This window comes from Arthrobacter pullicola, assembly GCF_014836875.1.
Classification (GTDB): domain Bacteria; phylum Actinomycetota; class Actinomycetes; order Actinomycetales; family Micrococcaceae; genus Arthrobacter_B; species Arthrobacter_B pullicola.
Genome location: NZ_JACSQC010000008.1, coordinates 143,923 through 164,466, shown reverse-complemented (window position 1 = coordinate 164,466; position 20,544 = coordinate 143,923). Strand labels below are relative to the sequence as shown.

At 66.1% G+C, this 20,544-nt stretch carries 18 protein-coding genes, 1 tRNA gene and 2 riboswitches; of the genes, 7 read left to right on the top strand and 12 right to left on the bottom strand.

What is annotated here, in order from left to right; all coding sequences use genetic code 11:
* Positions 1-78: 78 nt before the first annotated feature.
* The 3 genes from H9638_RS15545 to H9638_RS15535 form a co-directional block, all read right to left on the bottom strand.
* Positions 79-1,167, bottom strand: coding sequence for an ABC transporter ATP-binding protein (locus tag H9638_RS15545; RefSeq protein ID WP_191748921.1), 1,089 nt, complete (start codon positions 1,165-1,167; stop codon positions 79-81).
* A 156-nt stretch (positions 1,168-1,323) separates the two neighbouring features.
* The gene (gene otsB, locus H9638_RS15540; protein WP_318241906.1) at positions 1,324-2,100 is read right to left on the bottom strand and encodes a trehalose-phosphatase; all 777 of its coding nucleotides are present in this window, start codon (positions 2,098-2,100) and stop codon (positions 1,324-1,326) included.
* On the bottom strand, positions 2,097-3,554 hold the full coding sequence (locus H9638_RS15535; protein WP_191748919.1) for an alpha,alpha-trehalose-phosphate synthase (UDP-forming): 1,458 nt from the start codon (positions 3,552-3,554) through the stop codon (positions 2,097-2,099). Before H9638_RS15535 ends, otsB begins: the two co-directional genes overlap by 4 nt.
* A 165-nt stretch (positions 3,555-3,719) precedes the next feature.
* On the opposite strand from H9638_RS15535, the gene H9638_RS15530 reads away from it, so the two are divergent.
* The 5 genes from H9638_RS15530 to H9638_RS15510 all read left to right on the top strand — a co-directional run bounded on the left by H9638_RS15530 (position 3,720) and on the right by H9638_RS15510 (position 9,525).
* Complete coding sequence (locus tag H9638_RS15530; RefSeq protein ID WP_191748917.1) at positions 3,720-4,598, top strand: DsbA family protein; 879 nt, start codon at positions 3,720-3,722, stop codon at positions 4,596-4,598.
* 146 nt (positions 4,599-4,744) lie between these two features.
* Positions 4,745-4,821 (top strand) — tRNA-Thr (locus H9638_RS15525).
* A gap of 249 nt (positions 4,822-5,070) precedes the next feature.
* A riboswitch (SAM riboswitch) is annotated at positions 5,071-5,183 on the top strand.
* 151 nt (positions 5,184-5,334) lie between these two features.
* Positions 5,335-6,747 carry an O-acetylhomoserine aminocarboxypropyltransferase/cysteine synthase family protein gene (locus H9638_RS15520; RefSeq protein WP_191748915.1) on the top strand — a complete coding sequence of 471 codons (1,413 nt, stop codon included), beginning with the start codon at positions 5,335-5,337 and terminating at the stop codon, positions 6,745-6,747.
* 1 nt (position 6,748) lies between these two features.
* Positions 6,749-7,954: a cystathionine gamma-synthase gene (locus H9638_RS15515; protein WP_191748914.1), complete on the top strand. Its 1,206-nt coding sequence runs from the start codon at positions 6,749-6,751 to the stop codon at positions 7,952-7,954.
* Positions 7,955-8,180: 226 nt separating this feature from the next.
* Positions 8,181-8,277, top strand: a riboswitch (SAM riboswitch).
* A gap of 9 nt (positions 8,278-8,286) precedes the next feature.
* On the top strand, positions 8,287-9,525 hold the full coding sequence (locus tag H9638_RS15510) for a cobalamin-independent methionine synthase II family protein (RefSeq protein WP_191748912.1): 1,239 nt from the start codon (positions 8,287-8,289) through the stop codon (positions 9,523-9,525).
* 88 nt (positions 9,526-9,613) lie between these two features.
* Here the strand turns inward: H9638_RS15510 and H9638_RS15505 are convergent, their stop codons facing one another.
* The 9 genes from H9638_RS15505 to H9638_RS15465 all read right to left on the bottom strand — a co-directional run bounded on the left by H9638_RS15505 (position 9,614) and on the right by H9638_RS15465 (position 19,606).
* A complete protein-coding gene (locus H9638_RS15505; protein ID WP_191748910.1) occupies positions 9,614-10,216 on the bottom strand; it encodes an alkylhydroperoxidase domain protein in 603 nt (200 codons plus the stop codon).
* On the bottom strand, positions 10,213-10,881 hold the full coding sequence (locus H9638_RS15500; RefSeq protein WP_191748908.1) for a CMD domain protein: 669 nt from the start codon (positions 10,879-10,881) through the stop codon (positions 10,213-10,215). Before H9638_RS15500 ends, H9638_RS15505 begins: the two co-directional genes overlap by 4 nt.
* Complete coding sequence (locus tag H9638_RS15495) at positions 10,878-11,927, bottom strand: putative FMN-dependent luciferase-like monooxygenase (protein WP_191748906.1); 1,050 nt, start codon at positions 11,925-11,927, stop codon at positions 10,878-10,880. Before H9638_RS15495 ends, H9638_RS15500 begins: the two co-directional genes overlap by 4 nt.
* Positions 11,924-13,582, bottom strand: coding sequence for a dipeptide ABC transporter ATP-binding protein (locus tag H9638_RS15490; protein ID WP_191748904.1), 1,659 nt, complete (start codon positions 13,580-13,582; stop codon positions 11,924-11,926). Before H9638_RS15490 ends, H9638_RS15495 begins: the two co-directional genes overlap by 4 nt.
* Positions 13,579-14,451 (bottom strand): ABC transporter permease, encoded by an 873-nt coding sequence (locus H9638_RS15485; RefSeq protein ID WP_191748902.1) that lies wholly within the window; start codon positions 14,449-14,451, stop codon positions 13,579-13,581. Before H9638_RS15485 ends, H9638_RS15490 begins: the two co-directional genes overlap by 4 nt.
* The gene (locus H9638_RS15480) at positions 14,448-15,392 is read right to left on the bottom strand and encodes an ABC transporter permease (RefSeq protein ID WP_191748900.1); all 945 of its coding nucleotides are present in this window, start codon (positions 15,390-15,392) and stop codon (positions 14,448-14,450) included. Before H9638_RS15480 ends, H9638_RS15485 begins: the two co-directional genes overlap by 4 nt.
* A 1-nt stretch (position 15,393) precedes the next feature.
* Complete coding sequence (locus H9638_RS15475) at positions 15,394-17,061, bottom strand: TIGR04028 family ABC transporter substrate-binding protein (RefSeq protein WP_191748898.1); 1,668 nt, start codon at positions 17,059-17,061, stop codon at positions 15,394-15,396.
* Positions 17,062-17,252: 191 nt separating this feature from the next.
* Entirely contained in the window at positions 17,253-18,152 is a 900-nt protein-coding gene (locus H9638_RS15470) for a sulfurtransferase (protein ID WP_191748896.1), read from the bottom strand.
* Entirely contained in the window at positions 18,149-19,606 is a 1,458-nt protein-coding gene (locus tag H9638_RS15465) for an NtaA/DmoA family FMN-dependent monooxygenase (protein WP_191748894.1), read from the bottom strand. The genes H9638_RS15470 and H9638_RS15465 overlap by 4 nt, the downstream gene beginning before the upstream one ends.
* Before the next feature lie 181 nt (positions 19,607-19,787).
* On the opposite strand from H9638_RS15465, the gene H9638_RS15460 reads away from it, so the two are divergent.
* Both H9638_RS15460 and H9638_RS15455 read left to right on the top strand, forming a co-directional pair.
* Positions 19,788-20,285 (top strand): DUF2975 domain-containing protein, encoded by a 498-nt coding sequence (locus H9638_RS15460; RefSeq protein WP_191748892.1) that lies wholly within the window; start codon positions 19,788-19,790, stop codon positions 20,283-20,285.
* A complete protein-coding gene (locus tag H9638_RS15455) occupies positions 20,285-20,539 on the top strand; it encodes a helix-turn-helix domain-containing protein (RefSeq protein ID WP_191748890.1) in 255 nt (84 codons plus the stop codon). The genes H9638_RS15460 and H9638_RS15455 overlap by 1 nt, the downstream gene beginning before the upstream one ends.
* Positions 20,540-20,544 lie beyond the last annotated feature (5 nt).

Below are 20,544 nucleotides of genomic sequence, written 5' to 3'. Positions count from 1 at the left end.
GTTTAACCGGCACGGTGGCCTTTCCCCTGCAGTCTAGTTCAGGGGAAAGGCCACCGCACTTGCACAGAGCTGCTGAGACTATGCCTCGTCCGCGAGACGCTTTCCGGTGCTGGTGTCAAACAGGTGCACGTGGCCCGGCTTCGGCCGGACGAAGAGTGTGTCGCCCTTCGCCGGCGGCTTCCGGGCGTCCACCCGGGCCGTGATCTCGTGTTCCTGGCCGTCGAGGAAAGTGTGGCCGTAGACGAAGGCATCCGCCCCGAGTTCCTCGACGACGTCAACCTCAACCTTCAGGCCCTCGCCGGCAGCAGCGATGTCCATGTCTTCGGGCCGCACACCGAACGTGACGGTGTTGCCTGCCGCGGCGTCGAGAATGCTCCGCGGCACCGGGTAGACCGTGCCGCCGAAGGTGACACCGCCCTCGGTGACCGGAAGCTCGAGCAGGTTCATGGCGGGGGAGCCCATAAAACCGGCCACGAACACGTTCATCGGCTTGTCATAGAGGGCGCGCGGCGTGTCGACCTGCTGCAGGATCCCGTCCTTGAGGACCGCAACCCGGTCGCCCATGGTCATGGCCTCAACCTGGTCGTGCGTGACATAGACCGTGGTGACGCCGAGGCGGCGGGTCAGGGACGCGATCTGGGTACGGGTCTGGACGCGCAGCTTGGCGTCCAGGTTGGAGAGGGGCTCATCCATCAGGAAGACCTGGGGGTTACGCACGATCGCGCGTCCCATGGCCACCCGCTGGCGCTGTCCGCCGGAGAGCGCCTTGGGCTTGCGGTCCAGGTAGTCCTCGAGGTCCAGCAGCTTTGCCGCCTCACGGACACGGTCCAGCCGCTCTTCCTTGGGTACGCCGGCGATCTTCAGGGCGAAGCCCATGTTGTCCGCGACGGACATGTGCGGATACAGCGCATAGTTCTGGAAAACCATGGCGATGTCACGGTCTTTGGGCGGGACGTCGGTGACGTCGCGGTCACCGATGAGGATGCGTCCGGAATCGACGTCTTCCAAGCCGGCCAGCATGCGCAGGGAGGTGGACTTGCCGCAGCCCGAGGGGCCTACGAGCACCAGGAACTCGCCGTCGGCGATTTCGAGGCTGAGGTTGTCGACTGCGGGCCGGTCAGTGCCCGGATACAGCCGTGTAGCTTGGTCAAACGTTACCGTTGCCATGGTGTTTCCCTTCACGGGCAGGTACGTGCCCGACGATCCGTTGTGAATGGGTGGATATGTAATTGTGAAGCAGCGTGATGGACGCCGTGTGGCGCCCATCACGCTTAGTATGCCATGCCTGTAAAGAGGGCAGTGGAAAAGGCGGTGGCCGGAAGGTTAATTTTCGACGGCGGCGCGGCGCAGCTGCAGAAGATGCGTCAGGACTTCGGCGAAATCTGCGGGGGAGTCCACCCGAAAACCGGCAGCGGTGGCACCCGGTCCAACCTTGATTCCCACGTCGCCGCGCTGCAGGGCTGCGAACCCGTGTTCGTCGGTGACGTCGTCGCCGGCGAACAGCACAGCCGACGCGCCGGTCAGTTCACGCAGCGCGCGGATTCCTTCACCCTTGTTGGAATGCACCACGGACGCCTCGAGCACCCGCTTGCCGTCTGTGACCTGGACGCCGTCGAGCTCGCCCAGCCGGCCGCGCGCGGCATCGACTGCAGCGGAGGCGACGTCGTCGGGAGCACCGCGGGTATGCAGGACGACGCCGGCGGGCTTGTCCTCGAGCCGGCAGCCAGGCGAGGCGTCCACCACAGAGGCGACCGCCTGCCGGGCGCGGGCCAGCAGCGCCGCCTGCACCGGCGTGAGCTGCAGCGGTTCGGCATTGGGGCCGGTCCAGGTTTCGGCGCCGTGGCTGCCCACCAGCAGGGTTTCCGGTTCGGGGCTGGCCGCGTGGCGCAGGCTCGCCAGCGCCCGTCCGGAAATGAGGGCGGTTGACGTGTGCGGCACCTCTGCCAGGGCGCGCAGGGCGGCCGCGGACTCCGGCAGCGGCCGGGCGTCCTCGGCGCGCTGGACCAGGGGAGCCATTACGCCGTCGAAGTCCGTGGCGACCAGCAGTTCGTCTGCCGTGGCCAGCGTGGCCAGGGCGGTGCGGAGTTCCGGGGGAATCACGGCTGCTCTCCTTCCAGCCGCAGGGCGTTGAGGAAGGTCTGTGACCAGCGTTCCACATCGTTCTGCAGGACCTGGCGGCGCATCAGCCGCATCCGGCGCTGGGCCTCACGCGGCGGCATTTCGGTGGCGGTGACAATTGCGTCCTTCAGCCGGTCGATGTCGTGCGGGTTGACCAGCACGGCCTGGCGCAGCTGGTCCGCCGCGCCGGCGAACTCGCTGAGCACCAGGGCGCCGGTGTTCTCGGTGCGGGCCGCAACGTATTCCTTGGCGACCAGGTTCATGCCGTCGCGGAGTGCGGTCACCAGCATGACGTCGGAGGCGAGGTAGAGGGCAACCATTTCCTCGACCGGGTAGGAATGGTGCAGGTAACGGATGGCGGTGTTGGACATGGTGTCGTAGGTGCCGTTGATCCGTCCCACGGTGCCTTCCACCTCCTCGCGGAGGAGACGGTACTGTTCCACGCGTTCACGGCTCGGGCTCGCGACCTGGATCAGGGCGGCGTCTTCCACGCTGATCCGGCCGTCTTCGAGGAGTTCCCCGTACGCCTTGAGCCGGTGGCTGATCCCCTTGGTGTAGTCCAGGCGGTCCACGCCGAGCAGGATCGTCTTGGGATTGCCGAGTTCGCGGCGGATCTGCTTGGAGCGTTCGATCACGTCCTCGCGCTTGGCGAGTTCGGTGATCTGGTTGACGTCAATGGAAATCGGGAAGGCCTCGGCGCGCGAGACGTAGGAGGCGCCGTCGTCGCCGGTCACGTGCACCTGCTGCTGGCGCACGGAATGCCCGGCGAAGCGGCGGACGCAGCGCAGGAAGTTAGCGGTGTCGCTGGGCCGCTGGAAACCGATCAGGTCCGCGCCCAGCAGGCCGGCGATGATGTCCTTGCGCCAGGGCAGCTGGGCAAAGATTTCCAGCGGGGGGAAGGGGATGTGGTTGAAGAACCCGATCTTCAGGTCAGGCCGGGCGCGGCGCAGCAGCTGCGGCACCAGTTGTAGCTGGTAGTCCTGTACCCAGACTGTGGCCCCTTCGGCCGCGACTTCCGCGGCAGCCTCAGCGAAGCGGCGGTTCACCGTGCGGTAGGAATCCCACCAGGTTCGGTGGAACTCCGGCGGGGCGATGACGTCGTGGTAGAGCGGCCAGAGCGTCGCGTTGGAGAAGCCTTCGTAGTAGAGCTCCACCTCGGAGGCGCTCAGCGGGACCGGGCGCAGATGCATGTTGTCGTGGTCGAAGGCTTCTAGGGTTTCGTCCGGCGCCCCGTGCCAGCCAACCCAGGCGCCGTCGGCCTTGGCCATCACCGGGGCCAGGGCTGTGACCAGTCCGCCGGGAGAGCGGCGCCAGGAGTCCCCGCCGCCGTCCGAGACCCGGTCCACGGGCAGCCGGTTGGAGACCACAATGAAGTCGTAATCGCCGTACCCGTCCGTTGAAATCTCTGTGTTCGATTCGGCGGCAACAGCGTTCACTTTTTGCACTCCTAAGTTGACTTGTTTGTTTTCCACTCTATCCAACCCAGGAAACTTTGTACCGTGCCGGGCCGTTGTGCTTGGGGGCAGCGATATCGTTGTCCCTTGAGACTGTGTTGCCCGCTGCCGCCGGAGAGGCTGCCGCTTTGAGAGACATGAGGAAATATGAGTGACCGGAACCCCAAGCCGACCAAGGCTGACCGCCAGGCCGCAGCGCGCGAGAAGGCCCGCGAGCTTCGTGAGGCGCAGCTGAAGAAGGACCGCCGCAACAAACTGCTGACACGCTGGGGCATTGTGGTCGGGATCGTTGCGGTTCTCGTGATCATCGCCGTTGTTGTCATCAACAGCGTCCGCGGAGGGATTCCGGATGCGGGGCCGGCGCCGGCCAACAGCAACGTCAACGGCGGCATCACCCTTACCTCCTCCACCACGCTGGAGGCGACGGAGCCGTTTGAAGTGGATGTGAACAGCCTGCCCGAGGCCACCACCACCAACGCCGCCGGGGAGACCGTTCCTGCCGGCGTCGAAGCTGCAGCGCCGGGCGAGCCCATCCAGATCGTGGAGTACGTGGACGTCAACTGCGTGCACTGCGCGGACTTCGCCTCCACTTACGGATCCCAGATCGAGTCCTGGCTCGACGCCGGCGAGGTCACGTACGAATACCGCACGGTTGCCTTCCTGGACCGCGGTTCACCCACGAACTACTCTTCGCGCGGCGCCAATGCCGCTGCCTGCGTGGCCGATTCCAGCCCTGAGTCCTACTGGGGCTTTATGAAGGCAATCTTCGCCCAGTACCCGAACGGCGAAATCGACAACGCTGCCCTGGTCGACATGGCCGAGTCGGCCGGTGCCACCGGCGTTGAAGACTGCATTACCGGCGACGGTTTCCGCACCTACGTGAAGTATGCCGACTCCATGGCCCGCGCGGCCGAGGTAGGCGGCACCCCGACCGTGTACATCAACGGTTCCGAGGGTGACCTGAACACCTTCGTCGAGACGGTCCAGGCTGCGATCGATGCCAACAAGGCAGAGGCTGCTGCCTAGTCCCATCTGATTGCCGGGGCGCCCTCCGGAACGGAACCGTGGAGTGGTTTCGTTCCGGAGGCCGCTCTGGGCTAATCTTGTCTAGCGCTGTTTTGTCGTTGTGTTCTTGGTGAACGACGACGGCGCGCGGCCGGTTCGCCGGCTATGCCTCCTTAGCTCAGTTGGCCAGAGCACCTGTCTTGTAAACAGGGGGTCGCCGGTTCGAATCCGGCAGGGGGCTCCACCGCTGTTCCAAACCCCTTCTCTTCAGGCGCCAGGCCTGAACGGGAGGGGTTTTTCCATGTGCTGCTGACGGTTCACGGCACGCTTCGCCAAATACCCGTCAAGCGCCGGTGCTTCACGTCCGGCCGGCATCGTCATATAACGGCACTGGGGCGGTTTGTGACGGAACCCGCGTCCTAAACCGTCACGCAGCGCCTCGTTGCTGCAGGTATTTGGGCAGCGGCAGGGCCGCTGCCTACAGTGATCCCACTAACCATCAAGAGCGGCCGAGAGATCTGGCTTGTTGACGCCGCAGCAACCATCTGGCTGCCTTCCCCCTGGGACGGGCCGCGGGAACGGTGCTACCGCCAGGACCGATGGAGACGCATCAGCGAACCCAGCTGCGGCCCCGGTATGCCTTTGGCCCGGATCCCGCTGGCTCCCGGGCGCTGATGCACTCCCTCGGCAGGACCGAGGAGCAGCAAATGACATTGCATGAGCAGGCGGCCACTGCTGACGAAGTGGCGTCCCTTCCATGACCACCGGCGGCGCTGGCTGTACAGCCACCTCCCAGATTCATGCCGGCTATGAACCGCAGGCCCCCTACCGGCCCGTGGCGGTTCCCATTTACCAGACGGCCGCGTACGAATTCCCCGATTACGCCTCGGCCCGGCGTATGTTTGCGCTGAAAGAACCGGGCTTCACCTATACCCGGACGGGCAACCCGACGGTCGCCGTGCTGGAACAGCGAATCGCAGCGCTCGACGGCGGCGTGGCCGCACTGGCCACGGCCACCGGCCAGGCCGCCGTTTCCATTGCCCTCTTGACGCTGGTGCGCAGCGGCGGGCACATCGTCGCCTCCTCGAAGTTGTACGGGGGAACGGTGGACCTGCTCACGGACACGTTCAAGGACTTCGGGATCGAGGTCAGTTTCGCGGATCCGGCCGACGTCGGTGCCTGGGCTGCGGCGGTGCGCCCGCAGACCCGGGCATTCCTGACCGAGTCCATTGGGAACCCGCTTGCAACCCTGCAGGATCTGCCGGCGATCGCCGAGGTGGCGCACGGCGCCGGCGTCCCGCTGGTGGTGGACAATACGCTGGCTACCCCGGTGCTGTACCGGCCCCTGGACCATGGGGCAGACATCGTTGTTTATTCGGCCACGAAGTTCCTCGGCGGGCACGGAACCACCCTCGCAGGTGCCGTCGTGGATGGCGGACGCTTCGCCTTTTCCGCCTATCCGGACAAATGGCCGCAGCTCACCAGGCCCAAACGCCGCTACGGCGGCGAGATCCTGTGGGAACGCCACGGCCACGGCGCCTACCTGGCCCTGGCCCGCAGCAAATACCTGCACGATCTGGGACCGTCGCTGGCTCCGGCCAGCGCCGCACAGATTCTCCAGGGGCTGGAGACCCTGGACATCCGGGTAGCCCGGCACGCACAGAATACGCAGGCGGTAGTCCGGTTTCTGGCCGGCCATCCGGCCGTGGCCGCAGTGCATCACCCATCGGTGCCCGGCCACCCGCAGGCCGGACTCGCCGTCCGGGACTTCCCGCGCGGGGCCGGGAGCGTGTTTTCCTTCGACCTCGCTGCGGATCCGGGGCAGGTGGGTCCGTTCATTGACCGGCTGCGGCTGTTCAAGCTGGTGGCCAATGTGGGGGACACCCGATCGCTGGTGGCACATCCGGCCGCAATGACGCACTGCCGGCTCAGCCGGGAGCAGCGCGCCGCCGCCGGCATCGCGGAGACCACCATCAGGCTCTCATTGGGGCTGGAAGACGCGGCGGACCTCGTCGCGGATCTAGCCCAGGCCCTGGCCGGGCTGACCGGAGATACTTGCCCGGCGGCAGCGCCCCCAGCCGCCGTTGTCCACGCAGGAGCCCCTGCGGAAGCCCACACAGGAGCCCACACAGGAGCCCACACAGGAGCCCACACAGGAACGGAGGCCTGAGATGGCACTGTACGCAGGGTTCAACACCACCGCCGTCCACGCTGGACAGGAACCGGACCCGCTGACCGGAGCGGTAATCCCTCCGATCTACCAGACCTCCACCTTTGTGCAGGACGGAATTAATGTGCTGCGTGCCGGGCATGAGTACAGCCGCGGCTCCAACCCCACACGCAACGGGTTCGAAACCCAGCTGGCCGCATTGGAGCACGGCACGGCGGCCTTCGCTTTCGCCTCCGGGCTGGCGGCGGAGGATGCGCTGCTGCGGGCGGTGCTGCGGCCCGGCGACCACATAGTGCTGGGCGGGGACGGCTACGGCGGCACCAACCGGCTCATCAACGGGCTGCTGGGCCCCTGGGGCGTGGCGAACACAGCCGTGGATATCACCGACCTGGCAGCGGTGGCAGCCGCAGTCCAGCCCGGAAACACTGCGGTGCTGTGGGTGGAAACGCCGTCGAATCCGCTGCTGGGCATCGCGGACCTGGCTGGCTGGGCCAAGCTGGCACACGCGGCCGGGGCACTGCTGGTGGTGGACAACACCTTTGCCTCGCCCTATCTGCAGCGGCCGCTGGACCTGGGAGCGGACGTGGTGGTGCACTCGACGACGAAGTACATCGGCGGGCACTCTGACGTGCTCGGGGGAGCAGTGGTGGTGGCGGACCGTTCCTTCCGCGGCCGGGAGCTGGCCGAAGCGGTCGGCTACCAGCAGTTCGCCGGCGGCGCCGTTGCCGGGCCGCAGGACTGCTATTTGGCCGCCCGTGGCCTGAAGACCCTTGGCCTGCGGATGGAGCGGCACAACTCCAACGCCCAGGCGCTCGCCGAGTGGCTCCGGGACAAGCCCGGCGTCGCCGAGGTCCTGTATCCCGGGTTGCCCGAACACCCGGGGCATGCCCTGGCGGCCCGGCAAATGTCAGGTTTCGGGGGAATCGTTTCCCTGCGCTTCGCCGGGGGAGCGGCGGCGGCACGGGCATTTGCCGAATCCACGCGGCTGTTCGCGTTGTCGGTGAGTTTGGGCGGGGTGGAATCGCTGATCTGCTACTGCTCGGAGATGACGCATGCCTCGGTGCGGGGAACCGGGCTTGCGGTGCCCGTGGACCTGGTCCGGTTGTCGGTGGGGGTGGAGGACCTGGTGGACCTGCAGGCTGACCTGGCGCATGCGCTGGAGCGGACCCGCGGATTCAGCAGCAACGGCGTGATGCTCCATGCGTGATCCACCCGCCGGGTAACGGCGCCGAAGTCGTGTGACCATGGCCGCCAAAGCAGTGCGTGGCTGTCCCGCCTCCCTGTCACATGACGAATTACAAGGCAATGTAGAGAATGATTTTCCCGGTCTGCGATGGTCAACGATCATGGTAGGCAGTCCCTCCGTTTGGTGCCCGGCTCCTGTCCGGGGAGGGAGCGCACCCGCGTCACCGGTGGATTTAGAGCCCTAAGCCACACCATCCAGAGCAGCTGAGAGACCTGCCTCATTGACGCTGCAGCTTCCCCGGGATTTTCCATCCCGAAAGGTGCTAATGGCAGGACCGATGGAAGGAAAGAGCCATGACGATCGAACGCATTCACACCAGCCACGCGGGGTCCTTGCCCCGCACCCCGGAACTCATTGCGGCCAACGCGGCCCGCACCTTCGCCGAGGACGGGTTCACCCTGGAGCGGACGCCCGAGTTCGAGGGGCTGCTCACAGATGCAGTAGTTGACCTCGTCCAGCATCAGAAGGATCTTGGGATCACGATCCCCGGCGACGGGGAATACGGCAAGGCCATGTCCAATGCCGTGGATTACGGGGCCTGGTGGACCTACAGCTTCCAGCGCACCGCAGGCCTGGAGCTGACGGACTTCAACCCGATCCTTGCGGCCCCGGTCCGCAGCGAACCGGGCAGCATCAAGCTCACTTCCTTTGCCGACCGGCGCGACTGGACCCGGTTCGCCGCGGCGTACCAAGACCCGGAAAGCGGGATCCAGATCGGCAGGAACGCCACCGCGTTCCCGTCCGCGACCGGACCGATTTCCTACACCGGCCAGGCAGCGCTGGCCAGCGACATCACGAACCTCAAAGCCGGCCTCGCCGCTGCGGGCCTGGCCACCGGGTTTATTACCGCTCTTTCACCCGGGTCCGCCAGCCGGATCGGCAACGACTATTACGCCAGCGAGGAAGAGTTCATCTACGCCTGGGCCGACGTGCTGCGCGAGGAATACAGCGCGATCGTCGATGCAGGACTGATTGTTCAGATTGATGATCCGTCCATTGCGGAAAACTGGGACCAGATTAATCCTGCGCCCAGTGTCGAGGACTACCAGCGTTTCACGCAGATCCGGGTCGAAGCGCTGAACTATGCCCTGCGCGGTCTTCCTGAGGAGCAGGTACGCTTCCATGTCTGCTGGGGATCCTGGCACGGCCCGCACACCACCGACATCGAGTTCCGCAATATCGTGGACCTTGTACTCGCCGTCAACGCGGGCTCGTACTCTTTCGAGGCTGGCAATGTCCGGCATGAACACGAGTGGACCCTGTGGCAGGACACGGCGCTTCCAGAAGGAAAGGTCCTGGTCCCCGGTGTCGTCTCGCATGCGACAAACGTGGTCGAGCACCCGGAGCTGGTCGCCCAGCGGATCGAGCGCTTCGCCGGCCTGGTGGGCCGCGAGAACGTCATCGCCTCCACCGACTGCGGGCTCGGCGGGCGGCTGCACCCGCAGATCGCCGATGCCAAGCTCGAGTCCCTGGGCCGTGGCGCGCAGATCGCCTCGAACCGGCTCTTCGCGCGTTCAGGATCCACCGTCTAAAACCGCGGCGTAGGAACGGCACCGTCCCCTGAAGGACGGTGCCGTTTCTGCCTTAACACCTGTTCGCGGTGCGCGGGGCGTTTCTCCGCTAGTGCCGCTGGCCGGGCTCACCGAGTGAGAGCATCAGCCGGTTGGCCCAGTTGAAGAATGCCGCCCCGTGGATCACGTCGGAGATCTCCAGCACGCTGAGCCCTTGGTCCGCAAGCGCCTGGATGTGGGTGTCGTCCAGCTGCGGGGGCGTCTGGGTAAGCGCGCGTGCTGCAGCGGCAATCGCATTCCACCGGGGGCCAAGGTCAGCGGAAGTGCCCTCGTCCAGGAGCCGCTGGACGTCATCAGGCCGGTCCGAATAGTGGGCGGCAAACCTGGCGTGAACGGAGGCGCAAAAAACGCAGCCGTTCTCCCGGGACGCCGCTGCCGCCGCCAACTCGCGCTCGGCACGCGGCAGCCCTTCGGCCGTGTTGTAAAAGATGTCCTTGTCCGTCCGTGTCCGTGCCCCCAGAATGTCCGGGTCTCGGACCAGCAGGCGGAAGTACTCGTTCGAGGCCCGGGAACGGTCCACCAGCCCGGCATACTGCCGCTCCGTCAGGTCCTCCACGGCGGGGGCATGCAGCCAGGGAACCCACCCGATCTGCGCCTGGGTGAAGGCCTCGGGGCGGTCCAGAGTGGCATAGGTGATTACTTCGCCGGTCATGATTCGATCCTTACGGTCTGGGCTTCTGCAAGTGCCGCGTCCGCGGCCAGCACTGCTTCCCCTGCGGGGGTATCGGTTAGGAGCCGCAGCCCGGCGATAACCCGGAGCTGATAGGACAGGAAAGCCACCAGTTGCGACAGGGTTACGATTCCGGTGGTTGACCAGCCGGCGTCGACCAAGGCCTCCAGTGCTGCCGGTGAGGATTCCCGGGGCCGGAAGACCAGGAGATGCGCGTGCTCCAGGGCGGCCGCCAGCCTGAGGCCCAGCGCCTCGCGCACCGCGGGGGCAGCTGTCCACCGCGGTCCCTCACGGTCCTCGTTCCGAAGCCCCGGTTCCCGGTACTTCCCGTAGGGTCCCTGTGCCGCGCCGGACGCTGCGGCCTCCCGCAGCGCGGCGCGCAGGCCCGGATCTGCGCCCGCAGCCGCCAGGCCCCGGCCATAGAACTCCGCTGCCGCCTGGCTGCCGTGCAAAGAAGCCGCGAATACGGCGACGGCGAAGCGTTCCGTCAGGCCCGCATCGGCCAGGTCATCGGGATGGAAGAGCGCCAGATAGCTGGCCTGGGTGTTCTCATGGGTGACGGGCCGGCGGCGCCGCAGCGTGTCCAGAGCTGATCCGGGACTGCTCCCCAGAATGGTGTCGACGGCGTCGGGTATCGTGCTGCTCATTTCTCTCCTTGCAGGGTGGGTAGATCGGCGGGGTCCGGATGCCATCCGAGCCGCGGCGCCACTTCCGTGGCCGTCAGCTCGATGGAACGCAGAACGTACTCATGGGGCGGATCAATGGAATGGACCTGGAACGAAACGTCCGTTGCGCGCTGCAGCGAGCTGTCCCTGCCGAGCGACTCAACGACGTCCTCCACCGTGCCAACGTGCGCGTCCGTGGCAGCGATGAGGGCCTCCACATCGTGGCTTTCGAACACGTGCCCCTGGCGCTCGAAATGGGGGACGATCCGGGACAGGCCGGCCTCCGCCAGCCGGAGGGCCGTTGCCCTGTCGTCCGCGACGAACAGCGTGCGGGAGGCAAGGATTCGAGGCGTGGTGCCGGCCGGGAGGGCTGCCAGGTAGGCGTCGATGATGGGATTCTGCAGCCGGTCAAGCGGTGCGCCCTGCAGGGCTTCGTTCCGCGGCTGGGTCCGTGACAGCATCAGGCCGTCACCGGCACTACCAGCCCGTTCGCCTCCGCTGGCAGAGAACGTCGCCTGCCAGAGCCGCTCGAGCAGCTGCGGTGCGGCCGGGTAGAGCGAATTGGCTGTGGACCGGAGGTTCTTCCCGCTCCAGGCCTCGGTGAGGAGCTGAAGGTTGTCCGCGAAAATCTGGCGGCGCTGGTCGGAATCCAGGCCGAACGCGGCGAACGAGGATGCGGTTCCCCCGGTGCCCACACCCACCTCCAGCCTGCCGCCGGACAGCAGGTCCAACACGGCCGCGTCCTCGGACACCCGCAGCGGATCCTCCAGGGGCAGGGTGATGATCGCCGTGCCAAGCCGGATCCGGGACGTCAGGGCGGCGGCATGGGCAAGGAAGACCAGGGGAGCGGGCAAGCCGCCTTCGGTCTCGTTGAAGTGGTGCTGCGCAACCCAGGCGGTGTGGAACCCGGCTTCCTCTGCTGCCAGGATCTGCTCCAGGGCTAGACGGTAGCGGTCGGCCGGGCCGGCGTCGTCGAGCAGGCGGGTGAAGAACCCGATCCGCTTGGCAGCTGCTGCAGAGTCGGTCATTGCGTGGCCTTTCGGTTGCCGGGGATCGCTTCGATCAGTTCCCGGGTGTATGGATGCTGCGGATTGTCGAAGACTTCGGATACCGTTCCGACCTCCAGCTGGCGGCCTCCACTCATCACGGAGACCGTGTCTGCAATCTGTCTCACAACAGCCAGGTCATGGGTGATGAAGATGTAGGTGAGGTCCAGTTCCCGCTGCAGTTCCTCCAGCAGCCCAAGGATTTGGGACTGCACGGTGACGTCCAGCGCGGAAACTGCTTCGTCGAGGATCAGTACCTGCGGGTTGAGGACCAGCGCCCTGGCAATGGCCACGCGCTGGCGCTGGCCGCCGGAGAGTTCTCGGGGATGCTTGGTGAGCACCGACTCCGGCAGGTGAACACGGTTGAGCAGGTCCCGCGCGGCCTTGGTACGGTCCTGGCGGGGTACCGGGGCGAAGTTCAACAGCGGTTCTTCGATGATCCGGGTGATGGTCTGCCGCGGATCGAGCGAGGTGAAGGGGTTCTGGTAAACCAGCTGGACGTGTTTGCGGAACTGGCGGAGACCTTTGGCTTCCAGCGTGGAAAGTTCCTGGCCGCCGATGGAGATGCTGCCGGCGGTGGGCCGCTGGAAGCCTGCGAGGGCGCGCGCCGTGGTGGTTTTTCCGGAACCGGATTCTCCGACAATGGCATGGGTGGTGCCCTGCGGAACCTGGAAGCTCACGCCGTCCACGGCCCGGAACGCCGGCTGTTTCCGCCCGGTGGGGAACTCCTGGATGAGGTTATGGACCTCCACTGCGTTCCCGCCGCGGGGCGTTGGCGCAGGCCGCTGCGGGCCCGGGGCGATCGACGGCGCGTCGGAGAGCAGCTGCCGGGTGTAGGCGCTTGACGGGTGGGTGAGCACTTCAGCGGTGCGGCCCTGCTCCTGGATCCGTCCCCCTTTGAGTACCGCTATCCGATCGGCCCGGTCAGCGGCAACGCCGAGATCGTGCGTGACGAAGAGGACCGCGGTGCCGGTCTCAGCCCGAAGGTCATCGATCAGGTCAAGGATCCGCCGCTGAACGGTGACGTCCAGGGCACTCGTGGCTTCGTCGGCGATGATCAGTTGAGGCCGGAGGGCAATGGCCGCGGCGATCAGGACGCGCTGCTTCATGCCGCCGGAGAGTTCATGGGCATACTGCCCGGCGCGGCGTTCCGGCTCCGGGAGGCCAACGCGCTCCAGCAGCTCCAGGACCCGCTGCCGGCGGTCCGGCTTGGAGAGCTTTGTGTGCAGGCGCAGCACCTCTTCCACCTGCGCGCCAATTGTCAGCACGGGGTTCAAGGAGCTGGTGGGATCCTGTGGGATGAGGCTGATTTTGGCTCCGCGGATCGACTCCAGGCGTTTCTGCGACCAGCCGGCAATATCGGTGCCGTTGAGCCGGATGCTTCCGCCGTCCACCCTTCCGTTTCCGGCGAGGAGGCCGATGACTGCCTGTGCGGTGGTGGACTTCCCGGACCCCGATTCCCCCACCAGCGCCAGCACCTCGCCGGGAGCAATCTGCAGTGACACATCGTGGACGACCCTGCGGTGCCGCCGGTGCTGATCCGTGTAGGACACGGACAGGTTCTCCAGTTCCAGCACGGGAACGCTGCCCGACGGCGCGGGCGATGCTGTGGCCAGGTCAATGAGGGCGTCGGTCACGGTAGTACCTTTCGGATCGAGTGGCTGATGCGGTTGGCCGACACGACTACCGCCACCACCACCAGCCCCGGATAGGTGGTCAGCCACCAGGACGTGGCAACGTAGTTCCGGCCCTCAGCGATCAGCAGCCCCCACTCCGGGGTGGGTGGAGGCGGACCGTAGCCAAGGAATCCCAGGGTGGAGATGGCCAGGATGGCGCTGCCGAACTGCAGGGCCACCAGCGCCAGGACCGGTCCGGCAGAGTTCGGCAGGATATGCCGCCTCAGGACCGCGGTGAACGTTCCGCCGCTGCCGAAGGCTGCTTCGACGAAATCGCTGCGGCGGACTCTCAGGACCTCGGACCGGGACAACCTGGCGAAACTGGCCACCGAACCCACACCCACAGCGATGGCGGCGTTCACCGTGCCAAAGCCGAGGATGATGATGATGCTCAGTGACAGCAGCAGGCCCGGAATGGACAGCAGGACGTCCACAATCCGCATCACCACCGCATCCGTGACGCCGCCGACCGATCCGGCCAGCAGGCCCAAAAGCGTTCCCACCACCAGCCCGACGGCGACGGCCACCAGGGCGCCCGTCAAGGAGTTGATGGAACCGTGGATGATCCGCGAAAAGAGGTCGCGGCCCAGTTCATCGGTGCCGAGCAAGTACTCGCCGCCGGGCGGCAGGAGTTTGTCCCTGGCCGTGCCGGACGTAGCGCTGTGGCTGGTGAACAGACCCGGGGCGATGGCCCAGAGGGCAACAATTCCCAGGACCAGCCAGGCGAGGACCAGGCCTGGCTGAATCCGCGGGAAACGGCGTCCTGAACGGGGTGCGCCCGGTCCTGGTGCTGCCAGCTGCGAGGCGGCGGCCGCCACTGTGTGGCTCATGTGAGTGCTCCTGTCTTTCGCTTGAGCCGGGGGTCCAGCACGGGGTACAGCAGGTCCACAGCGAGGTTGACCAGGACGAATGCCGTGGCCGCGAGCACCACCACCGCCTGCAGCACGGCAGCGTCCTGGCTGTTCACCGCCTGCTGCGTCAACTGGCCCACACCGTTGTGCCCGAACACGGTTTCCGTCACCACGGCCCCGCCGATCAGTTCCCCAAGCAGCACACCCGCGATGGTCAGCGCCGGAAGTACCGCGTTGCGTGCCACATGATGACCCAGCACCCAGGCGGCACTTCCACCCCGGGAAAATGCGACGGCGACGAAGGGCTGTGTGCGGACGTCGTCGATGCTGCGGATCAGGATCTGCGCCAGCGGAGCCGAGATCGGAACGGCCAGGGTGGCCACCGGCAGGATCAGGCCCAGCGCCTCCGGTGGATTGATGACTGGAATCAGCTTCAGCTTGAAGGAGAAGATCTGGATCAGCACGATGCCCAGCCAGAAGACCGGTATCGAGACCAACAGGGAGGGCAGCGACTGGAGGGCGTTCCGTATCCAGCCGAACGGAGCAAGGCTGGACAGGAACGCAATCGCGACGGCAAGGACCACCGCGGCGAGGAAGCCCAATCCCGCCAGGGCCAGCGTGGGCGGCACATTGGCCGCCAGCTGCTCCACCACGGGAACACCCGCCTGAACCGAGTAGCCGAGGTTCCCGGTCAGGAAGCCACCCAGGGAATTCAGGTACTGAAGGAACAACGGGGTATCCGCGCCGTAGGAGTCGCGGATGGCCGCGATCTCCTCCGGGCTCAGGCCCATATCCGGATTCTGGTACTTGATCAGCAAAGCGTCACCGGGAAGCGCCTGCAGCAGCACGAAGGCAATGGTGAACGCCGCCCAGAGGACCAGGATGGCCTGGCCAATACGGTTCAGGAGGTAGCGCTGCATATCAGTCCTTGTCGAGCCAGACGCCGTACAGGCTCGGACGGCCGACGGCTTCGAAGGCAAGCCCGTGCAGGTAGGGTGCGGATGCGAAGACCTGCGGCTCTTCGAAGATCGGGATCACCAGGGCCTGGTCGATCAGGTGGTTCTGGATGTCGGCAACGTCCCTGAGCCGCTGCTCCGGATCGGTGCGCGCTGACTGGGTTTCGAGCAGGGAATTGAGCTTCTCATCGACGAAGCTCTTGACGCTCTGGCTGCTGCCGCCGAGCTGCAGCAGCGCATCCCGGTTCGCCGGGTGGAACTGGCTCTTGATGACGTCCGGATCTGCGCGGCCAACCATCGCCACGGATACCGGGGTCTTGTCCGGGTCGAGGTTGTCAACGGTCTTGCTGCCGGTGTCACCGGCCAGGACGTTGAGTTTGACGCCCACCTTTTCCCACTGCTGGGCGACCAGCTGCAACACAGCCTTGTTCTGCGGCTGGGGCAGGGATTCGTAAATAGTCAGGGACAGCTGCACACCGTCCTTCGTCCGGATGCCGTCGGCTCCCTCTTCCCAGCCCGCTTCGTCCAGCAGTTCCTTCGCCTTCTCTGGATCGTGGCCCAGCTTGTCGGAGAGATCCACGTAGCCAGCGGCAGCCTTGGCCAGGACGGACGTGGCCACGGGGTAGTTCTCGGAGAAAATGGTCTCCACAATTTCGTTGGTGTCGGTGGCCTTCAGGAGTGCCTGGCGGACGCGGACGTCCGAGACCAGTGCGTTGTCCGGGCGGAAAACGATGCTGTCGTTGACCCCGCGGCTGCCGGGAGCATGAATCGTGAAGTTCTGCGCCTCCACCTGCTTTTCGTCATAGGCCTGCACCTGGCGGATCAGGTCGCCCTGGCCTGCGAGCAGGGAGCCGGTGCGGACGCTGTCTTCGGGGGTGACGATAATCTTCACCGAGTCCAGGTAGGCGCGGCCCTGGTGTTCCGCGTTTACCGGGCCCCAGGTGTAGTCCTGGCGGGCCTCCAGCACGAGTTCCTTGCCCAGGACTTCGCTGGCCACGGTGAAGGGGCCGCTGCCGATGATGTTCGTGGCGTCGCCGAGTTCGTCGAAGTTGCGGTCCAGGGTGCTGACGGAAACGATTCCCGACCCGATGGTGGCCGTGCCCTGCAGGAAGCCGGGCGAGGACTTCTTGAAGTGGAACCTGACTGTCAGCGGGTCGATGACTTCGCTGTGGTCATAGTTGTTAATCACCTCGGAGACCGGCTGATTCAGGGCTTTGTTGCCCAGACCGTAAGTGTCGAAGTTGCGGGCCACCGCGGCTGCATCCACCGGGGTGCCGTCGGAGAAGGTGACCCCGCTGCGGAGTTTGAAAGTGTATTCCGTCAGCTCGGGATTGGAAGTCCAGGACTCTGCAAGCCACGGTTCGATTTCGAGTGTTTCGGGGTTCTGGAAGGTGAGCTTGTCCGTGATCTGGTTGAGGATCCCGCCGTTGGGGTAGAAACCGCCCGAGGGGGGATACAGGTTCGTGTGGGCCTGCTGCTCAAGGTAGACGAGGGTGCCGCCGGTGACGGGATTTCCAGAGTTCTCGGCCGGGCTGGCGGCCTCGGTGCTGGTGCCGCATCCGGCCACAACGATCGCCAGCGTGAGCGCTGCGATGCCGGCCGTGATGGTGCGGACAGGTTTACGGAAGACCATGGGGTGCCTGCTTTCGATGGGAAGGTGCCGGCGTAAAGCCGCGGGGTGAGGAGGGGGAGTGAGGGTGATGCCAGGACGTGTTGACCACACTGTAAGAGCGGGTACCCGTGGCGCCGAAGTCGCCTGACTTCAGCGGTCACCGGTGCTCGCATTGCGCAAGACCGGGTCACGTTCCGCAATAAAAAGACGGATTACCGCACCAGTGACTGGTCCGGGCCGGCGGACCAAGCCGACCAGGACCCCACATAGAGTGACGCGTTGATGCCGAGCGTTGCGAGCGTCAGGACCTTGTGGGCAGCCAGTACCCCGGCGCCGCAATAAGTCGCGACGGCGGCGCCGGACGTGAGTCCCGCTTCCCCGGCCTGTGTCCGGAGCGCTTGAGAGCTGAGCAGCAGTCCCTGTTCGTTTACATCGGCGCTGCTGGGCAGGCTCTGCGCCCCGGGAATATGGGCCGGTGAACCGCCCGTACTCCCGGTGAAGTGCTGCGCTTCGCGCGCGTCGACCAGCACTCCCGCCGGTGCAAACGCTGCGGCCTCAGCCGTGCTGATGGTGGGCAGGTACCCTCCATCGGGTGCCCCGGAGACCTTGAGGGTTATGGTCCCTGCGGTTGGCTCCGGACGGGCGGTGGCAGTGGGCAGGCCTTGCCCAAGCCAGTACCCATAGCCGCCGTCCAGGACCACCACGTCTGTCAGTCCTGCCCACCGCAGTACCCACCAGGCACGTGCGGCTGACAGGCCGCTGCGGTTGTCATAGACAACAACGCGCGAGTCATCGTTGATGCCGTAGCTCCGGAGGGAGTCCTGCAGGGTGTCAAACCGCGGCAGGGGCAGCGCGCCGTCCGCGGCCGGTCTATGCGCGCCGGCATCCGCGAGGACGGTGGGAAGGTGTACGTAGTGCGCCCCGGGCAGGTGCCCAGCGTCGTACTCTGCCTGTGGATCCGCAAGCCCTGGCCGGAAGCGGATGTCCAGCAGTACCGGAGGCTGCCCTCCTTCGAGCTGCTTGAGGAGGGTGGCAGCGCTGATGACATGCTGACTGCGGAAGTCGACGGCGCAGGCCGCCCCGGCTCCGTCGCCTTGTCCGCCGCTGTTCATACCGGAGTCCCGGCACTGATTGGGTTGGCAACTGCGGCCGGCTGTTCGCGTTTTTGCTCGTGGACATTCTCCGGAACGGTGAGGCCCAGGTGACTCCGCAGGGTGGCTCCGCTGTAGCTGCGGCGAAACAGGCCCCGTGCCTGGAGCTCCGGGATCACGCCTCGGGTGAAGCGCTCAAACTGGTCCCCGAGGTAGGGAGTGAGAATGTTGAATCCGTCCACGCCGCCTGCCTCATGCCAGGACTGCAGGTAGTCCGCTACCAGGGCTGGCGTGCCCACCACCACGTTGTAGGGGACCAAATGGTTGACCAGGAGGTCGCGCCACCGGACGGGCCGGTGGGTTCCGGGGACCCGGCCGGACCTTTGCTCCACCAGCTGCAGGAGACGGTGGCCGCCGCGGCTGAACGCTCCGGCATCTTCAGGGCTCACCTCGGCATCCAGATCGAAAGCGGCCAGGGGGAAGCCGATCAGGCCTTCGAGTACCGCCAGGCTCCGGGTGCCCGGAAATCCCTCCCGTCCGTCGTGCGGCCCTGGCGAAACCGGGACCAGGGAAACCAGGAAATCGTGGATAGCCCATGCCTCTTCGAGGGTGCCGCCGAGGATGGGCAGCACGGGTGTGATGATCTTGACCTCATGGGGGTCTCGTCCCTGGGCGGCGGCTTCCCGCCGCACGGCGTCCGTCTCCGCGGCAGCGTCCGTGAGGTTAGTGAGTCCCAGCAAAGCGAGGTCGGCCCGGGTGTGCACCAGGCGCCGTGACCGGGCCGAGGTGCCGGCATGCACCAACGGCACATGCCCCTGAACCGGCCGAAGCACGTTCAGCGGTCCGGCAACGGGGTGATGTGTGCCTTGAAAGCCGGCCGGATGGAGTTTGGTGGGGTCAAGGTAGACCCCCGATTCCTGATCGGCGACGAGGGCGCCGTCGCCCCAGCTGTCCCAGAGCAGGCGGAGGGCGTCGATGAGTTCCTCGGCGGAGTCGTAGCGGTGATCGTTGCCCCAGTGGGCGTCGCGGCCGTGGTTCGCGGCTGCCCGGGGCTCGGCCCCGGTCACGATGTTCAAGCCGAGCCTGCCGCCGCTGAGACGGTCTACCGACGCGCTGATCCGCGCCAGGGTGTAGGCGTCAGAATAGGTGGCGTTGACGGTGGCGATGAGGCCGATGCGGGAGGTCACGCCTGCCAGGAATCCCACGGCGCTCAGTGGCTCGATGCGGGCTGCCAGGTAGGGGTCCCGGAATTCCAGGTCCGGTCCGGTCGCCAGCCAGTCGCCGAAGAAGATGTAGTCCAGCCCGGCCGCCTCAGCTTCCAGGGCCGTAGCGCGGATGACCTCGGCATCCTGGTGTGGATCGTGGTGTGCACCGGGGTAGCGCCATCCGCTGGGATAGGCACCGACGGCCCGGAACATGGCTCCGATGATGATGGGAGCGCGGCCCGGAGCCGCGTCAGTCGTTGTTGTTTCCATGGTTTTGCTTCGCGTCGAATGAGTTCATGGACAGAACCTAGGGGGTCTGCCCGCACCTGGCGAACGAGGCTTAACAGCCGTTCGCCCGATGTCACTTCACGACATCAGGCTTCATTTTCCCGGCCTGCCGTTCTCTCGATAATCGATCTAAACTGATTGTCAGTCGAGAAAAGAGGCCCTTATGGGAAAGCTGACCATTCTTGTGCTGCGCATCCTGATGGCGGGTGTGCTCGCAGGAACTCTATTTGTCCAGGCCGTTATTGTGCCGCTGCTGGGCGCTGACCTCAGCGAAGCGGGGCCGGACGTCGCCGCCATCCGTGTGCCGCTGCTCGCCGTCGTGCTGCTGGCGGTCCTAGCGTTCCAGCTCACGGTTGTCTGCGTCTGGCGGCTGCTGACCATGGTGCGGCGGGGGACCGTGTTTTCCGCCGGAGCTTTCCGCTGGGTGGACGCCATCATTGGTGCCGTTGCTGCTGCCGCCGTCCTGACCGTCGTCCTTGGAATCCTCCTGGCACCCGGCGAATTGGTGGCACCGGGAATTGTGCTGCTGATTGGTGGCATAGCGGTGACCATCGCCGGCGTCGCACTCGTCGTCGTCGTGATGCGTGCCCTCCTGGCCCAGGCCGTGGCCACCGACGCCGCGGCCAGGGACCTGCGCAGCCAGCTCGACGAGGTGATCTGATGCCGATCGTCGTCGACATCGATGTGATGCTCGCCCGCCGGAAAATGCCTGTCGGTGTCCTGGCCGAACGGATCGGAATCACGCCCGCCAACCTCGCCGTGCTTAAGAACGGGCGTGCCAAAGCGGTCCGGTTCACCACGCTGGCCGCGCTGTGCGAGGTGCTGGACTGCCAGCCCGGGGACCTGCTCCGCTGGGTCCCGGAGGACGGAGAGGACTCCGTTTTCCGCGGTGACGCGCGCTCGCAGGCCGGGTAGCCGGC

What these genes read in the sequence shown, in the direction of transcription:
- H9638_RS15495 (WP_191748906.1), bottom strand. Translation starts at nt 11,927, where the DNA reads ATGACCGACTCTGCAGCAGCTGCCAAGCGGATCGGGTTCTTCACCCGC.
- H9638_RS15455 (WP_191748890.1), top strand. Translation starts at nt 20,285, where the DNA reads ATGCCGATCGTCGTCGACATCGATGTGATGCTCGCCCGCCGGAAAATG.
- H9638_RS15480 (WP_191748900.1), bottom strand. Translation starts at nt 15,392, where the DNA reads ATGCAGCGCTACCTCCTGAACCGTATTGGCCAGGCCATCCTGGTCCTC.
- H9638_RS15545 (WP_191748921.1), bottom strand. Translation starts at nt 1,167, where the DNA reads ATGGCAACGGTAACGTTTGACCAAGCTACACGGCTGTATCCGGGCACT.
- H9638_RS15510 (WP_191748912.1), top strand. Translation starts at nt 8,287, where the DNA reads ATGACGATCGAACGCATTCACACCAGCCACGCGGGGTCCTTGCCCCGC.
- H9638_RS15505 (WP_191748910.1), bottom strand. Translation starts at nt 10,216, where the DNA reads ATGACCGGCGAAGTAATCACCTATGCCACTCTGGACCGCCCCGAGGCC.
- H9638_RS15485 (WP_191748902.1), bottom strand. Translation starts at nt 14,451, where the DNA reads ATGAGCCACACAGTGGCGGCCGCCGCCTCGCAGCTGGCAGCACCAGGA.
- H9638_RS15520 (WP_191748915.1), top strand. Translation starts at nt 5,335, where the DNA reads ATGACCACCGGCGGCGCTGGCTGTACAGCCACCTCCCAGATTCATGCC.
- H9638_RS15530 (WP_191748917.1), top strand. Translation starts at nt 3,720, where the DNA reads ATGAGTGACCGGAACCCCAAGCCGACCAAGGCTGACCGCCAGGCCGCA.
- H9638_RS15460 (WP_191748892.1), top strand. Translation starts at nt 19,788, where the DNA reads ATGGGAAAGCTGACCATTCTTGTGCTGCGCATCCTGATGGCGGGTGTG.
- H9638_RS15475 (WP_191748898.1), bottom strand. Translation starts at nt 17,061, where the DNA reads ATGGTCTTCCGTAAACCTGTCCGCACCATCACGGCCGGCATCGCAGCG.
- H9638_RS15500 (WP_191748908.1), bottom strand. Translation starts at nt 10,881, where the DNA reads ATGAGCAGCACGATACCCGACGCCGTCGACACCATTCTGGGGAGCAGT.
- H9638_RS15515 (WP_191748914.1), top strand. Translation starts at nt 6,749, where the DNA reads ATGGCACTGTACGCAGGGTTCAACACCACCGCCGTCCACGCTGGACAG.
- H9638_RS15465 (WP_191748894.1), bottom strand. Translation starts at nt 19,606, where the DNA reads ATGGAAACAACAACGACTGACGCGGCTCCGGGCCGCGCTCCCATCATC.
- H9638_RS15470 (WP_191748896.1), bottom strand. Translation starts at nt 18,152, where the DNA reads ATGAACAGCGGCGGACAAGGCGACGGAGCCGGGGCGGCCTGCGCCGTC.